Annotated in this window: 16 protein-coding genes; 3 read left to right on the top strand and 13 right to left on the bottom strand. The window is 61.4% G+C overall.

The features are described 5' to 3' along the window. Nucleotides 1–79: 79 nt before the first annotated feature. Nucleotides 80–328: a helix-turn-helix domain-containing protein gene (locus FOT55_RS14475; RefSeq protein WP_147823605.1), complete on the top strand. Its 249-nt coding sequence runs from the start codon at nt 80–82 to the stop codon at nt 326–328. Between the two features lie 109 nt (nt 329–437). Here the strand turns inward: FOT55_RS14475 and proA are convergent, their stop codons facing one another. The 5 genes from proA to gpt all read right to left on the bottom strand — a co-directional run bounded on the left by proA (nt 438) and on the right by gpt (nt 5,230). After that, a complete protein-coding gene (gene proA / locus FOT55_RS14470; protein ID WP_187181946.1) occupies nt 438–1,691 on the bottom strand; it encodes a glutamate-5-semialdehyde dehydrogenase in 1,254 nt (417 codons plus the stop codon). A gap of 9 nt (nt 1,692–1,700) precedes the next feature. Beyond that, on the bottom strand, nt 1,701–2,804 hold the full coding sequence (proB, locus tag FOT55_RS14465; protein WP_015376738.1) for a glutamate 5-kinase: 1,104 nt from the start codon (nt 2,802–2,804) through the stop codon (nt 1,701–1,703). 116 nt (nt 2,805–2,920) lie between these two features. Then, nucleotides 2,921–3,322, bottom strand: coding sequence for a sigma factor-binding protein Crl (crl, locus tag FOT55_RS14460; RefSeq protein ID WP_004930258.1), 402 nt, complete (start codon nt 3,320–3,322; stop codon nt 2,921–2,923). Nucleotides 3,323–3,382: 60 nt separating this feature from the next. Then, nucleotides 3,383–4,630: an esterase FrsA gene (gene frsA, locus FOT55_RS14455; RefSeq protein WP_147823603.1), complete on the bottom strand. Its 1,248-nt coding sequence runs from the start codon at nt 4,628–4,630 to the stop codon at nt 3,383–3,385. Nucleotides 4,631–4,771: 141 nt separating this feature from the next. After that, nucleotides 4,772–5,230, bottom strand: a complete 459-nt coding sequence (gene gpt / locus FOT55_RS14450; RefSeq protein WP_025301674.1) for a xanthine phosphoribosyltransferase — start codon at nt 5,228–5,230, stop codon at nt 4,772–4,774. Between the two features lie 337 nt (nt 5,231–5,567). On the opposite strand from gpt, the gene pepD reads away from it, so the two are divergent. Further along, nucleotides 5,568–7,028: a beta-Ala-His dipeptidase gene (pepD, locus tag FOT55_RS14445; RefSeq protein ID WP_025301673.1), complete on the top strand. Its 1,461-nt coding sequence runs from the start codon at nt 5,568–5,570 to the stop codon at nt 7,026–7,028. A 41-nt stretch (nt 7,029–7,069) separates the two neighbouring features. Here pepD and dinB read toward each other — a convergent pair whose 3' ends face one another. After that, on the bottom strand, nt 7,070–8,131 hold the full coding sequence (gene dinB, locus FOT55_RS14440) for a DNA polymerase IV (RefSeq protein ID WP_025301672.1): 1,062 nt from the start codon (nt 8,129–8,131) through the stop codon (nt 7,070–7,072). 183 nt (nt 8,132–8,314) lie between these two features. On the opposite strand from dinB, the gene FOT55_RS14435 reads away from it, so the two are divergent. Then, nucleotides 8,315–9,211 carry a glycerophosphodiester phosphodiesterase family protein gene (locus FOT55_RS14435; protein ID WP_147823602.1) on the top strand — a complete coding sequence of 299 codons (897 nt, stop codon included), beginning with the start codon at nt 8,315–8,317 and terminating at the stop codon, nt 9,209–9,211. A gap of 26 nt (nt 9,212–9,237) precedes the next feature. Here the strand turns inward: FOT55_RS14435 and nqrM are convergent, their stop codons facing one another. Genes nqrM through FOT55_RS14400 form a run of 7 tightly spaced genes read right to left on the bottom strand, consistent with a single transcriptional unit; the run spans nt 9,238 to nt 14,994 of the window. Next, nucleotides 9,238–9,465 (bottom strand): (Na+)-NQR maturation NqrM, encoded by a 228-nt coding sequence (gene nqrM / locus FOT55_RS14430; protein WP_016928987.1) that lies wholly within the window; start codon nt 9,463–9,465, stop codon nt 9,238–9,240. Between the two features lie 7 nt (nt 9,466–9,472). After that, on the bottom strand, nt 9,473–10,504 hold the full coding sequence (locus tag FOT55_RS14425) for an FAD:protein FMN transferase (protein ID WP_187181945.1): 1,032 nt from the start codon (nt 10,502–10,504) through the stop codon (nt 9,473–9,475). After that, complete coding sequence (nqrF, locus tag FOT55_RS14420) at nt 10,505–11,728, bottom strand: NADH:ubiquinone reductase (Na(+)-transporting) subunit F (protein WP_043135532.1); 1,224 nt, start codon at nt 11,726–11,728, stop codon at nt 10,505–10,507. Nucleotides 11,729–11,743: 15 nt separating this feature from the next. Next, nucleotides 11,744–12,340, bottom strand: a complete 597-nt coding sequence (nqrE, locus tag FOT55_RS14415) for an NADH:ubiquinone reductase (Na(+)-transporting) subunit E (protein WP_004930235.1) — start codon at nt 12,338–12,340, stop codon at nt 11,744–11,746. 6 nt (nt 12,341–12,346) lie between these two features. Further along, complete coding sequence (locus FOT55_RS14410) at nt 12,347–12,976, bottom strand: NADH:ubiquinone reductase (Na(+)-transporting) subunit D (protein ID WP_004930232.1); 630 nt, start codon at nt 12,974–12,976, stop codon at nt 12,347–12,349. After that, nucleotides 12,969–13,763: a Na(+)-translocating NADH-quinone reductase subunit C gene (locus tag FOT55_RS14405; protein WP_025301668.1), complete on the bottom strand. Its 795-nt coding sequence runs from the start codon at nt 13,761–13,763 to the stop codon at nt 12,969–12,971. Before FOT55_RS14405 ends, FOT55_RS14410 begins: the two co-directional genes overlap by 8 nt. Further along, nucleotides 13,753–14,994, bottom strand: a complete 1,242-nt coding sequence (locus tag FOT55_RS14400; RefSeq protein WP_147823601.1) for an NADH:ubiquinone reductase (Na(+)-transporting) subunit B — start codon at nt 14,992–14,994, stop codon at nt 13,753–13,755. The genes FOT55_RS14405 and FOT55_RS14400 overlap by 11 nt, the downstream gene beginning before the upstream one ends.

Below are 14,994 nucleotides of genomic sequence, written 5' to 3'. Positions count from 1 at the left end.
GCACTGTAATTATCCCGTTTTGGGATAATTACAACCATCGCAGATATTCGATTTTGGGATATCACTCGCGGAAAACGTCATGACCTCAGTTTATTCAGCAGAATATCAATTGGTTATAAAAATAATTCGAGACGCTCGTATAGAAAAAGGCATCACTCAGGTCAAGTTGGCCGAAGCACTTGGCCGCCCACAATCCTTTATCGCCAAGGTTGAAAATGGCGAAAGAAAATTGGATGTCGTGGAATTTGCATTAATCGCGCGGTTACTGGATGTAAATACCGGGCCAATTATGGAACGCATTGGGCGTAACGCTAGAAAGCTGAGATGAAGGGGAGCCCGCTTCTCAGGTAAACGGATTCTCAGCTTAAGTTCTTTTCCTCAAAAAAATCAGGGCGCAGCCCGCTGCGCCCTGACGTCTTTACTACCGCAATGCGGCCTTAGCTGCGCACCAGATCGTCGCCGTAGCCGATCCACTTGTAGGTGGTCAGCGCATCCAGGCCCATCGGGCCGCGGGCGTGCAGTTTCTGGGTGCTCACCGCCACTTCCGCGCCCAGGCCGAACTGGCCGCCGTCGGTGAAGCGGGTGCTGGCGTTGACATACACCGCCGAGGAGTCCACCGCGCGCACGAAGTGCTCGGCGCTGCTCAGCGAACGGGTGAGGATCGCGTCGGAGTGGTTAGTGCCGTGGGTGCGGATGTGGTCGATGGCCTGATCGATATCGTCCACCAGCAGCACGTTCAGATCCAGCGACAGCCACTCATCGTCGTAATCTTCCGCGTTCACCGGCACCACCGTCGCCGGGCCGCCCTGCAGCAGCGGCAGCGCGTTTTCCGCCGCGTGCAGCGTCACGCCCGCCGCCGCCATTTTGGCGCTCAGCGCCGGCAGGAACTCGGCGGCGATGCTGTGGTTCACCAGCAGCGTTTCCAGCGAGTTACAGGCGCTCGGGCGCTGGATCTTGGCGTTTTCAATCACCGTCAGCGCCTTGTCGAAATCGACGTCGGCATCCACGTAGGTGTGGCACACGCCGATGCCGCCGGTGATCACCGGGATGGTCGATTGCTCACGGCACAGCTTGTGCAGGCCGGCGCCGCCGCGCGGGATCAGCATGTCGACATAGCGATCCAGGCGCAGCAGTTCGTTCACCAGCGCACGATCCGGGCTGTCGATCGCCTGCACCGCCGCCGCCGGCAGGCCGCACTGCTCCAGCGCCTGCTGGATCACTTTCACCGTCGCCTGGTTGGTGTTGTGCGTCTCTTTCCCGCCGCGCAGGATCACCGCGTTGCCGGTTTTCAGGCACAGGCTGGCGACGTCGATGGTGACGTTCGGCCGCGCCTCGTAAATCACGCCGATCACGCCGAGCGGCACCCGGCGGCGCTCCAGCTTCAGCCCGCTGTCCAGCAGGTTGCCGTCCAGCACGTGGCCGACCGGATCGTTCAGGCGGCATACCTGGCGCACGTCGTTGGCGATCGCCGCCAGCCGCGCCGGGGTCAACAGCAGGCGATCGAGCAGCGCTTCGCTCATGCCGGTGGCGCGCGCCTGCACCATGTCTTGTTCATTCGCCAGCAGGATCGCTTCACTGTTGGCTTCCAGCCTGTCGGCCATCACCGACAGCACCTGATTCTTCTTCGCCGTGCTCAGCACCGCCAGCTGCCAGGAGGCCTGCTTGGCGGCCTTCCCCATCTGCTCCAGCATGCTCACTCCTTAACTGACAATCATATCGTCGCGGTGCACTGCTACCGGACCGTATTCATAACCGAGGATCTCGCTGATTTCCTGCGAGTGGTGCCCGGCGATCATGCGCATCGCGTCGCTGTTGTAGCGGCTGACGCCGTGCGCCAGATCGCGCCCCGCCAGATTGCGGATGCGGATCACTTCGCCGCGCGAGAAGTCGCCCTTCACTTCGCGGATGCCCTTTGGCAACAGCGAGCTGCCGCGCGCCATCATCGCTTCCACCGCGCCGTCGTCGACGGTGATCTCACCGGCCGGCGGCGCGCCGAAGATCCAGCGCTTGCGGTTTTCCAGCGGGGTTTCCAGCGCGTGGAAACGGGTGCCCACCGGTTTGCCTTCGATCACGTCCGCCACCACGCCCGGCTTGCTGCCCGCGGCGATCACCACGTCGATGCCGGCGCGGCAGGCCACGTCGGCCGCCTGCAGCTTGGTGCCCATGCCGCCGGTGCCCAGACCGGAGACGCTGTCGCCGGCGATGGCGCGCAGCGCGTCGTCGATGCCGTGCACTTCACGGATCAGTTCGGCCTGCGGATTGTTGCGCGGATCGGCGGTGTAGAGGCCCTGCTGATCGGTCAGCAGCAGCAGTTTGTCGGCCCCGGCCAGAATGGCCGCCAGCGCCGACAGGTTATCGTTGTCGCCCACCTTGATTTCGGCGGTGGCGACGGCGTCGTTCTCATTGATTACCGGCACGATGCGGTTATCCAGCAGCGCCGTCATGGTGTCGCGCGCGTTGAGGAAGCGCTCGCGGTCCTCCAGATCGGCACGCGTCAGCAGCATCTGCCCGACGTGAATGCCGTAAATGGAGAACAGCTGTTCCCACAGCTGGATCAGCCGGCTCTGCCCTACCGCTGCCAGCAGCTGCTTGGAGGCGATGGTGGCGGGCAGCTCGGGGTAGCCCAGGTGTTCGCGCCCGGCGGCGATGGCGCCGGAAGTGACGATGACAATGCGGTGGCCCGCGGCGTGTTGCTGCGCACATTGGCGCACCAATTCGACAATGTGGGCGCGGTTCAGACGCAGCGATCCGCCGGTCAACACGCTGGTGCCCAATTTCACAACCAATGTCTGGCTGCCGTTCATAGTATTTCTGCCGTGTGTAATGATGAGAAGAAGAGTGCAAAGGTCTTTGTAACAGGAGAGACGCGTTATGCCAACAGGCACAACGCGAAATCAGCACAATACGTGGTCAAACGGGGTCAGGCGGAGAGTTTGATCAGTTTTTCTTTGAAATCGTCGGCGGGTTCCAGCCCCAGTTCCATGGTCGCCAGCAGCTCGCCCAGGCGGCGATGGAAGTCGCGCAGGGTGTCTTCCAGCTTGGCGTTTACTTCATCATCCTTAATGTTTTGCGCCGTCCAGTCGCCTTCCTTGTCGAACAGGCCGAATTGGTACGAATAGGTGAAGCGCGCCTCTTCCGCCTGCAGCTCCATCCACCAGCCCCAGAACTCACGCTTCTCCGGAGCGGGCTTTACATTGACGCAGACGGCCAAACAATCAAAGAAAAAACGGTCGTTTTCACATTGCCCTTCACGCAGGTACGGCCCCAAGCTGGCAAAACGTTTCATTAGTCGGCTTTTAGGGTGACCACTCGGTAACGTCATTCTCTAACCTCCTCAATGTAGACCACTCTTTTTAACAAACTGTTAAAATTTAGCAACTAATTAACGCATTTTGTCCCTCAGCCAACCGGACATCTGCAGCAACGCCCGGTGGAAGCTGTCGTACACCGGGGTGCGCGGGATGGCGACCAGCTTGCCGCTCACCGAGGAGGTGACGATCAGCTGCGACTCCTCTTTCGGACTGAGCGTATCGCGCTCCCAGTAGCCGGAGATCATCGGCGTCGGGCAACGGCGCCCCAGCAGCCCCTGCATTTTCAGCGAGTAGCTGTTCAGCTCCACCTTCAGCACGTTGTCCGAGGCGTTAGCCATGCCCATGCGGCTGGCCAGCACGTCCATATACATGTCCGGCACGTTCAACTGGGTGCTGCTGTCGCACAGCAGGCGATGCACCACCGGCCCCAGGCAGGCTACGCCGCGCAGCCGCTGCGGCTCCAGATAGGCCAGCCGCACCGCCACATTGGCGCCGAAGCGGAAGCCGAAGGCGCTCACCCGCTGATGATCCACCCACGGCACCGAGGCCAGCTGGATCAGCACCTGTTGGTGCAGGTAGCTGGAGTCCTGCGTCAGCTTCCATTTGCACGAAGAACCGATCGACGGCATATCGAGCGTCAGCATGGCGATACCGTGCGGCGCCAGGTAGTCGCGGAACAGGCGATGATAGTCGGTCTGCAGCGTATCGAGGCTGCCGCACATCAGCACCGTCGGGAACGGCGCCTCGCCCTTCTCCGGCATGTGCAGGAAACCGGTGACGCTGCCGCCGCCTTCGATGCGGAACTCCAGCTCTTTCAGCTGATACGGCAGCAACAGCGCCGCCTCTTCGTAAGCGCGGTTGGCGAGCATCTCCGCCTGTTCGGCCAGCTCGTCGCCCTTCAGGTGCGGGTAACCGGCGATGCTGTACAGGCTCGCGGCCTTCAGCCAGTACTCGCCGCCGAGCAGCGGATCCTGCTGTTCCGTCGCCCGCTGCTGCCACTGCATACCCTGATGGATCCACTCGTAGATCCAGTTGCCGTTGCGGTAGCCCACCACGGTATCCAGCCGCTGCGGATTGCTGCGCTCGGCGTCCGAGGCGGCGATGCGCGCCAGCACTTCGTGGATTTCGATCGGGCTGACGCCGCGCCAGGACCACAGCAACGGATTCAGCATGCGATACCAGCTGCCGGTGGTGTCGCCTTCCAATGCGGAATGCATGGCGGCGCTCACTTTGTTGCGCGCGCGCAGCACCAGCGTCGAGGTTTCAGGGTGTTTGAATTTGGGCTTGAAAAGAATTTCAGAAAGGTTGGCCTGTGCCATGGTAACAACAGCCTCCGTAAATCTGGCGATAGGCCGCAAAAGGCCTACTTAACTGGAGGTAGTGTACCTAACTCTGGCGGGATAAACCAAGATAACGCAAACGCCCGGCATAACCGGGCGTTGGGCTGGAACTGGCTGGGCTTAGCGGCCGCCGATCGGGGGAACGAAGCTGACGCCCATGTCCCACGGCTGTTCGATCCAGGTATCCTGCGGGATGTCGACCTCATAGTCGTCCACCAGCGGACGGCCCGCCGGCTTGGCGAAGATGGTGACGAAATGCGCTTTCGGGTACATGTCGCGGATCGCTTTCGCGGTGCCGCCGGTATCCACCAGATCGTCCACCACGATGAAGCCTTCACCGTCGCCTTCGGCGCGCTTGAGCACTTTCATTTCGCGTTGGTTGTCATGGTCATAGCTGGAAATGCAGACGGTATCCACATAGCGGATGCCCAGTTCGCGCGCCAGCAGGCCCGCCGGTACCAGACCGCCGCGGCTTACGGCAATGATGCCTGTCCATTTGTCGGCAGGCAGCAGGCGGTGCGCCAGCTTGCGTGCGTGCATTTGCAGCATATCCCAGGTAACAACGTATTTTTCGCTCATAGAATCGTGTCCCAGCCGGCGGTGAAGCGGCTTATTTGTAGTTCAGGGGAAAAAAGGTTGCGCGAGATTATAGAGACTGGCCGCGTTGAATTCCAGCTGTACCGAGGAAAACCTCGCGATTTCCGCCGGGCGGCTTTTCGGTGATTGATGCTGAAAAAGCGAGCGTTCCCGCAGCGAAGCCATGTGATCAAGCGCTTAAACCGCACAATACGGGGGGCGCACCGCCGGAAATAAAGTGATATTCTCTGACGATCGTGCCACGACGCACAGATACCCGCTCACCTTAACCGCGCGGCATGCCCGTCCTGTCGGAGCCTGCCGTCACAGGAGACTTATAGTGTCTGAATTGTCTCAGCTTTCGCCACAGCCGCTGTGGGATATTTTCGCCAAGATCTGTTCTATCCCGCACCCTTCTTATCATGAAGAAGCGCTGGCGCAGCACATCCTCACCTGGGCCAAAGAAAAGAACCTGCACGCCGAGCGTGATCAGGTCGGCAATATCCTGCTGCGCAAACCAGCCACCAAAGGCATGGAAAACCGCAAGCCAGTCGCGCTGCAGGCACACCTGGACATGGTGCCGCAAAAGAATAACGACACCGTACACGACTTCGCCAAGGATCCGATCCAGCCTTATATCGCCGGCGAGTGGGTGAAAGCGCGCGGCACCACGCTGGGCGCCGACAACGGCATCGGCATGGCCTCCGCCCTGGCGGTACTGGCCGACGACAGCGTTGAGCACGGCCCGCTGGAAGTGCTGCTGACCATGACCGAAGAAGCGGGTATGGACGGCGCCTTCGGGCTGCAGCCGAACTGGCTGCAGGCGGATATCCTGATCAATACCGATTCCGAAGAAGAAGGCGAAATCTACATGGGTTGCGCCGGCGGTATCGACTTCATCACCACCCTGCCGCTGCAGCGCGAAGCGGTGCCGGCCGGTTACCAAACCCTGAAGCTGACCCTCAAGGGCCTGAAAGGCGGCCATTCCGGCGCCGAGATCCACGTCGGGCTGGGCAACGCCAACAAACTGCTGGCGCGCTTCCTGTTCGCCCATGCGGCGGCGCTGAACCTGCGCGTGCTGGACCTGAACGGCGGCACCCTGCGCAACGCCATCCCGCGTGAAGCCTCCGCGGTGGTAGCGGTGCCGGCGGACAAGGCCGACGTACTGAAAGCGCTGAGCCAGGAGTTCCTGGCCGTGCTGCAGAACGAACTCTCCGCCAAAGAGAAGAACATCACCGTGCTGTTGGAGCCGACCACCAGCGCTTCGCTGGCGCTGAGCGCCGACAGCCAGCAGCGCTTCCTGGCGCTGCTGAACGGCACGCCGAACGGCGTGATCCGCATGAGCGACGCGGTGAAAGGCGTGGTGGAAACCTCGCTGAACGTCGGCGTGGTCACCACCAGCGAAAACGAAGCGGAAATCATCTGCCTGATCCGCTCCCTGATCGACAGTGGCAAAGACTACGTGGTCGAGATGCTGACCGCGTTGGGCCAGCTGGCCGGCGCTAAAGTGGCGCCGAAGGGCGGCTACCCGGGCTGGCAGCCGGACGCCGACTCGCCGGTGATGCACCTGGTGCGCGAGCTGTATCAGGATCTGTTCGACAAGACGCCGAACATCATGGTGATCCACGCCGGTCTGGAATGCGGTCTGTTCAAAAAGCCATATCCAAACATGGACATGGTATCGATCGGGCCAACCATCACCGGCCCGCATTCGCCGGATGAGCAGGTGCATATCGAAAGCGTCGGCCTGTACTGGAAGCTGCTGACCTCGTTGCTGAAAGCAATCCCTGAGCGCGCGTAATCTGCACGCTTAACGCAAAAAGCCGGCGACCGCCGGCTTTTTTATTCCCACGACAGCGCCAGCTGCCGCTCCAGCTGCGGATCGAGCAGCGTCACATGCAACCCCACCAGCCGCACGCCGCGCCCTTCGCGCCGCTCGCGCCACGCCTGCCGCGCCACCTCCAGCAAATCCTGCCGGTTCAGCACCGGGAACACGTGCTCCTGGGTGGTTTGCTGAAAATCCTGAAACTTCAGCTTCACGCCCTGCCGGGCGATGTGCAGATCCGGCTTCACCTTGCGCAGCCGCATCTCCAGCTCGGGATAGAGTTTGTCGATAATCAGCGTTTCGCAGTCTTCCCAGTCGTGAATATCCTCCGCCAGCGTGCGCTCCACCCCCACCGATTTGCGCAGCCGCTCAGGAGAGATTTCGCGCCGATCGATACCCTGACAGCGCTCCCACAGCACCCGGCCGAACTTGCCGAAGCGCTTGAGCAGCTGCGCCAAATCGTATTGCTGCACGTCGGCGCAGGTGATAAGCCCCACTTCCTCCAGCCGCTTGGCGGTCACCTTGCCGACGCCGGGGATCTTGCTGAGCGGCAGCTGCTGCAAAAACGCCGGCACCTGCGCCGGCGTGATCACGTATTGCCCGTTCGGCTTGTTCATCTCGGAGGCGATTTTAGCGAGAAACTTGATTGGCGCGATGCCGGCCGACGCGGTGAGGTTCAGCTCGTCGGCGATCGCCTGACGGATTTCCTGGGCGATCAGCGTCGCCGAACCGTTGCATTGCGGGCTGTCGGTCACGTCGAGATAGGCTTCATCGAGCGACAGCGGCTCGATCAGCGGGGTATAGCGGGCGAAGATTTCGCGGATGTGCAGCGAGGCCTCTTTGTAGGCCGCCATGCGCCCCGGCAGCAGGGTGAGATGCGGGCACAGCTTGAGCGCCATCGCCGTGGACATGGCGCTGTGCACGCCGTAGCGCCGCGCCGGATAGTTGGCGGTGCTGATCACCCCGCGGCGATCGGCGCTGCCGCCAATCGCCAGCGGGATATCGCGCAGGCTGGGATCGTCGCGCATTTCCACCGCTGCGAAGAAGCAGTCCATATCGACATGAATGATTTTACGCATCGCACCCTCCAGTAACACTGTATAAGTATACAGTCAGATACCGAAAGCTCAAGGCCGCAGAGCTCGAGGAAAGCGGCGTTTCTGACAGATATTTCCGCGTTGTTAAAAAAGCTTAATTTTTCAATAGTATGATTTCCGCCATCCCGTGCGGCTCACCACAACGATAACGACAAGGTACCCTACATGATCAGATTTTCTTCTTTGCTGCTGGCTTCCGCGCTGTCGCTGAGCGCGCTGGCGGCCAGCGCCACCGCCGGTCATGCGCCGGCGATCGTCGCCCATCGCGGCGGCACCGCCGATGCGCCAGAAAACACTCGCATCGCCATCGAAACCGCGCTGAAAAACGGCGCCGACGCCATCTGGATCACCCTGCAAGAATCCAAAGACGGCATCATCGTGCTGTATCGCCCCTCGGATCTGAAAGCACTGACCAATCGGCAGGGCCCGGTTTCTGCCTATACCGCCGCGCAGCTGGCCGAGACCGACGCCGGTTGGGCCTTCACCAAGGGTGACGCACACCCGTTCCGCGGCCAGGGTATCGGCATTCCGCGGCTCGACGACGTGCTTAAAGCGTTTCCGCACGTCACCTTCTATCTGGATATCAAATCTCCGGACGCCGATCCGGCGCAGTTTGGCCAAACGCTGCTGGCGACGTTGCAAAGCACCGACAGCCTGAACCGCATCCGCGTCTACTCTACCGACGCCAAATACCTGCAGGCGCTGCCGCCGGCCATCCCGCGCTTTGAAAGCCGCGACGAAACCCGCACGCTGCTGGCCAACGTCACCATGGCGCACCAGTGCGACGTCAAACCGGACAACCGGCAGCCGCGCTGGTACGGGCTGGAGCTGAAGCGCGAGGTGGAAGTGGTGGAGAAATATACCCTCGGCGAAGGGCGTTCGAAGGCGTTTCTGACCTGGGATAAAGAGTCGATGGACTGTTTCCGCTCGCAGGGCCCGGCGCACATTATCCTGTTCGGCGTCAACTCGCCGCAGGAATATCAGCAGGCGCTGGCGCTGGGCGCTGACGGCGTGATGGTCAACTCGCCGGCCGAGGCGAAAAGCTTCCGCAAGGCGAAATAAAAAACCCGGCCAAGGCCGGGTTTTCGCTACAGAATACGGTGCTTTTCCAACTGCTCGCGCCGCTGCGCCGCTTTGGCTTCGCGCTTTTTGCGCGCATCGCACGGCTCCGGGCAGTCGCAGACTTTCTCCATCCCCAATGCGGTGATGCCGCCGCAGCTGCCCTGCAGGCTTTTGCGTTTGAACACATAGCCCAGCGACATCCCGCCGACGATCAGCAGAAACAACACGAAAGTAGCGGCGAATACCGTCAACATAGCAACCTCACGAACGCTTTTTCAGATAGGGCTTGAACGCGTCTGAGTAACGCTCCTCAAACCCGTCGGCGGTTTTCACAATCATGAACACCGGGATACCGAGCAGGTTGGCCAGCGCCAGGCCGCGCTCCGGCCCCATCACGTTCAGGCCGGTGGACAGGCCGTCGGCGGTCATGCAGGTCGGGCTCAGCACGGTGATCGACACCAAACGGTGGTGAATGGGTCGGCCGGTGACCGGATCGATGGTGTGCGAATAGCGCACCCCGTCCTGCTCGAAGTAGTTGCGATAGTCACCCGAGGTAGCGATCGACATCTCCCCCGGCTGGATCACCAGCTGCGCCTGCTGTTGCGTACCGGCGGTCGGGCGCTCGATGGCGATGCGCCACGGCTTTTGCTCGCCGTTATGCCCGCGCGTGCGCACCTCGCCGCCGATATCCACCATGTAGTTCTTCACATGCCGGGACTGCAGATATTCCGCCACCACGTCTACGCCATACCCTTTGGCGATCGACGACAGATCGACGTACAGCTCAGGGATGCTTTTCACCAGCGCGCTGCCCTGCACCGACAGTTTGTCGGCGCCGGTCCAGGCGCGGCGGTGCGCCAGTTCCGCCTCGCTCGGCACTTTGTCCGGCCGCCCTTCCGGGCCGAAGCCCCACAGGTTGACCAGCGGCCCGACGGTCACGTCCAGCGCACCGTCGGTGACGCGGTTGATGCGAAGCGCTTCGCGCACCACCTCAGCGGTGGCCGGCGAAACCGGGAACGGCCGGTCAATGTCGCGGCTGGCGTTGAAGCGGCTCAGCTCGGAGTCCGGCCGGTAGGTGGACATCTGGTCGTTCACCTGCTCCAGCCGTTTGTCGATCTCCGCCTGCATCTCGCGCGCCGACGGCGTATCGTCACCGGTCACGTAACGGATCGAATACGAGGTGCCCATGGTTTTACCCATCAGGTCCACCTGTTCCGGCCCACAGCCGGTCAGCAGCAGGGTGGCGCTCAGCGCCACGCCCGTCAGCCAGTTCTTCATCGCCAATGCGTGCATTTAGCCACCAAAGTCATCCAGCATGATGTTTTCGTCTTCGACGCCCAGATCTTTGAGCATCTTGATCACCGCAGCGTTCATCATCGGCGGCCCGCACATGTAAAACTCGCAGTCCTCCGGCGCCGGGTGGTTCCTCAGGTAGTTCTCCAGCAGAACATTATGGATAAAGCCGGTGTAGCCGGTCCAGTTATCTTCCGGCTGCGGATCCGACAGCGCCACGTGCCAGGTGAAGTTTTCGTTCTCCGCCTGCAGCTGGTTGAAGTCGTCTTCATAGAACATCTCGCGCAGCGAACGCGCGCCGTACCAGAAGGTGATCTTGCGCTTCGAGTTCAGGCGCTTGAGCTGGTCGAAGATGTGCGAACGCATCGGCGCCATGCCCGCGCCGCCGCCGATGAAGATCATTTCGGCGTCGGTGTCCTTGGCGAAGAACTCGCCGAACGGCCCGGAGATGGTCACTTTGTCACCGGCTTTCAGCGACCAGATATAGGAAGACATGATGCCCGGCGGCACGTCCGGGTTGTTCGGCGGCGGCGTGGCGATACGCACGTTGAGCATGATGATGCCCTTCTCTTCCGGGTAGTTGGCCATCGAGTAAGCGCGCACCGTGGTGTCGTTCACCGTCGAGCGGTAGCGGAACAGGTTGAACTTGTCCCAGTCGCCGCGATACTCCTGCGGCACGTCGAAGTCGGCGTAGCTGATGTCGTGCGCCGGTGCTTCGATCTGGATAAAGCCGCCCGCGCGGAACGGCACGTCCTCACCATCGGGGATCTTCAGCTTCAGCTCTTTGATAAAGGTGGCTTTGTTATCGTTGGAGATAACCTCGCACTCCCATTTCTTCACGCCGAAGATCTCTTCCGGCAGCTCGATCTTCAGGTTCTGCTTCACGTTCACCTGGCACGCCAGGCGGCACCCTTCTTTCGCTTCGCGCTTGTTGATGTGCGAAAGCTCGGTCGGCAGGATATCGCCGCCGCCCTCTTTGATCACCACCCGGCACTGGCCGCAGGAACCGCCGCCGCCGCAGGCCGAGGAGACGAAGATCCCCTGGCTGGAGAGCACGTTGAGCAGCTTGTCGCCCGCCGGCGCATGGAAGCTCTTATCCAGATCGCCGTTGATCTCCACCGCGATGTCACCGGTGTTCACCAGCTTCGATTTGGCGAACAGGATCAGCAACACCAGCACCATCACGATGGTGGTGAACATTGCTACGCCTAAAATAATTTCCATAAATTCTTCCCGCCTTTACAACTGAACACCGGAGAAGGACATGAAGCCCAGCGCCATCAGTCCGGTGGTGATAAAGGTAATGCCCAGGCCGCGCAGCCCTGCCGGCACGTTGGCATACTTGAGTTTTTCGCGGATCCCCGCCATGGCGACGATCGCCAGCATCCAGCCGGTGCCGGAACCAAAGCCGTACACCACCGATTCGGCGAAGTTATAGTCGCGCTGCACCATGAAGGACACGCCGCCGAAGATGGCGCAGTTCACGGTGATGAGCGGTAGGAAGATGCCGAGCGCGTTATACAGCGACGGGAAGAAGCGATCGAGGATCATCTCCAGAATCTGCACCAGCGCCGCGATCACGCCGATGAAGGTAATGAAGTTGAGGAAGCTCAGATCGACGCCTTCCACCAGCGCGCCGTCGCGCAGGATCAGGTTGTAGACCAGGTTGTTCACCGGCACCGAAATGCCGAGCACGATGGTCACCGCGATGCCCAGGCCAAAGGCGGTCGAGACCTTCTTCGACACCGCCAGGAAGGTACACATCCCGAGGAAGAACGCCAGCGCCATGTTCTCGACGAACACCGCGCGCACAAACAGGCTGATATAGTGTTCCATCGGCCTTTACTCCTTTTCGATCTGCGCCGGCTTCAGGGTGCGCAGCACCCAGATCAGCAGGCCGATGATGAAGAACGCGCTCGGCGCCAGCAGGAACAGGCCGTTCGGCTGGTACCAGCCGCCGTTCTGCACCGTTTCCAGCACCGGGACGCCGAACAGCTTGCCGGAGCCAATCAGCTCGCGCAGGAAACCGACCAGCACCAGGATCACCCCGTAACCCAGCCCGTTGCCGATGCCGTCCATAAAGCTCTCGATCGGCGGCGATTTCATGGCGTAGGCTTCGGCGCGCCCCATCACGATGCAGTTGGTGATGATAAGGCCGACGAACACCGACAGCTGCTTGGAGATCTCGAACGCATAAGCGCGCAGCAGCTGATCGACCACGATCACCAGCGAGGCGATGATCGCCATCTGCACGATGATGCGCACGCTGTTGGGAATATGGTGACGGATCAGCGAGATGAAGAAGCTGGAGAATGCCGTGACCAGCGTCACCGCAATGGTCATCACCACCGCCGTCTCCAGCTTGGTGGTCACCGCCAACGCAGAACAGACGCCCAGCACCTGCAGGGCGATCGGATTATTGTCGAACAGCGGCCCCAACAGGACCCGCTTTATCTCTTTGGAATCAGCCATTTTTCAGCGCTCCTTCACGAACTTTTTTCAGGAACGGGCCGAAGCCGTGCTCGCCCAACCAGAAATCAAACGTATGCTGCACGCCGTTGGAGGTCAGCGTGGCGCCGGACAGGCCGTCCACCCCGTGCACATCCCCCTGACGCGCACCGCCTTTCACCACGCGGATCGCCGGCTGTCCGTTGTCGTCGAACAGCTGCTTGCCGACCCACTGCTGGCGCCAGGACGGGTTCTCGACCTCACCGCCCAGCCCCGGCGTTTCCCCCTGGTCGTAGTAGGTGATGCCCTTGACCGTGTTGCCGTCGTTATCCAGCGCCACGAAGGCGTACATCATCGACCACAGGCCGGTGCCGTATACCGGCAGCACAAGCTTGTTCACCTGGCCGCTTTCGTCACGCACCAGGTAGATTTCCGCCTGGTTGCTGCGGCGCTTGATGCCGGCCGGATCGTCGCCCGCGGGCAACGCCACGCTTTTGGCGTCGTCGCGCAGCGCGGCGCCCAGATCGAACGCCGCCGCCTTGCCGGCGACAAACTCACCGCTGTTCAGATCCACCAGGCGCGGTTCGATGCGTTCGCTGTATAAGCGCTTGACCTGCTCGCTCTCCATTTTCGGCTGCAACAGGCCGGCTACGTCGAGAATATTGCGCTGCTTATCGAGCAGCTTTTGCTCCTGCTGTTTGGACTTCAGGCCGACGGCGGAGCCCGCCACCACCACTGAACACACCAGACACAGCAGCAGCACTACCAGCAGCGTTTTACCGATGCCGTCGTTTTTCGCTTCATTCGCCACGGGCTTTTCTCCGCTTGATGTTGACCTGCACCACCAGGTAATCGAACAGCGGTGCGAACAGGTTGGCGAACAGGATCGCCAGCATCATGCCTTCCGGATAGGCGGGGTTGACCACCCGGATCAGCACGCACATCACGCCGATCAGAATGCCGTACCACCATTTCCCCTTGTTGGTGAAGGAGGCGGAAACCGGGTCGGTCGCCATAAAGATCATGCCGAAGGCGAAGCCGCCCAGCACCAGATGCCAGTACCACGTCATGGCGAACATCGGGTTGGTGTCCGAACCGATGGCGTTGAACAACAGGGAGGAAGCCACCATGCCGAGCATTACGCCAGCGACGATGCGCCAGGAGGCCACGCGGCCGAACAGGATTATCGCCCCGCCGATCAGGATCATCAGCGTGGAGACTTCACCGATGGAGCCGGGAATGTTGCCGAGGAAGGCGTCCATCCAACTGATGGACTGGCCGGTGGCCACGTTGCTCAGGCTGTGCGCCCCGCCAGCGCTCCACTGCGCCAACGGCGTCGCACCGGAGAAACCGTCCGCAGAGGTCCACACCAGATCGCCGGAGATCTGCGCCGGATAGGCGAAGAACAGGAAGGCGCGGCCGGCCAACGCCGGGTTGAGGAAGTTGCGCCCGGTGCCGCCGAAGATCTCTTTGGCCACCACCACACCGAAGGTGATGCCCAGCGCGGCCTGCCACAGCGGCAGGGTCGGCGGCACGATAAGCGCGAACAGGATAGAGGTGACGAAGAAGCCTTCGTTGACCTCATGTTTGCGGATGATGGCGAACAGCACTTCCCAGAAGCCGCCGACGACGAACACCACGGCGTAGATCGGCAGGAAGTAACAGGCACCCAGCACCATTTTGCTGACCCAGCCGGCGTCGGCCGCCAGCGAGGCGCCGAGCCACTGCGCCAGGCGATAATGCCAGTCGCCCGCCAGCACCTGTTGCAGCGCGTCGCCGCTGTACAGATGGTGCAGCGCCGGGATCGCCTGCTGGCCGACGTTGTACATGCCCCAGAACATCGCCGGGAACACCGCCAGCCACACCAGGATCATCATGCGTTTCAAATCGATGGCGTCGCGCACGTGCGAAGCGCCGCGCGTCACCGTGCCGGGGGTGTAAAACACCGTGGTGGTCGCTTCATACAGCGGATACCACTTTTCCAGTTTGCCGCCCGGCGTGAAGTGATGCTCTATCTTCTCAAAATAATTCTTCAGGCCCAT

The organism is Serratia bockelmannii, assembly GCF_008011855.1.
Lineage (GTDB): Bacteria > Pseudomonadota > Gammaproteobacteria > Enterobacterales > Enterobacteriaceae > Serratia > Serratia bockelmannii.
Note: the sequence above shows the minus strand (reverse complement) of the source record. Positions and strands in the feature narration are given on the sequence as shown.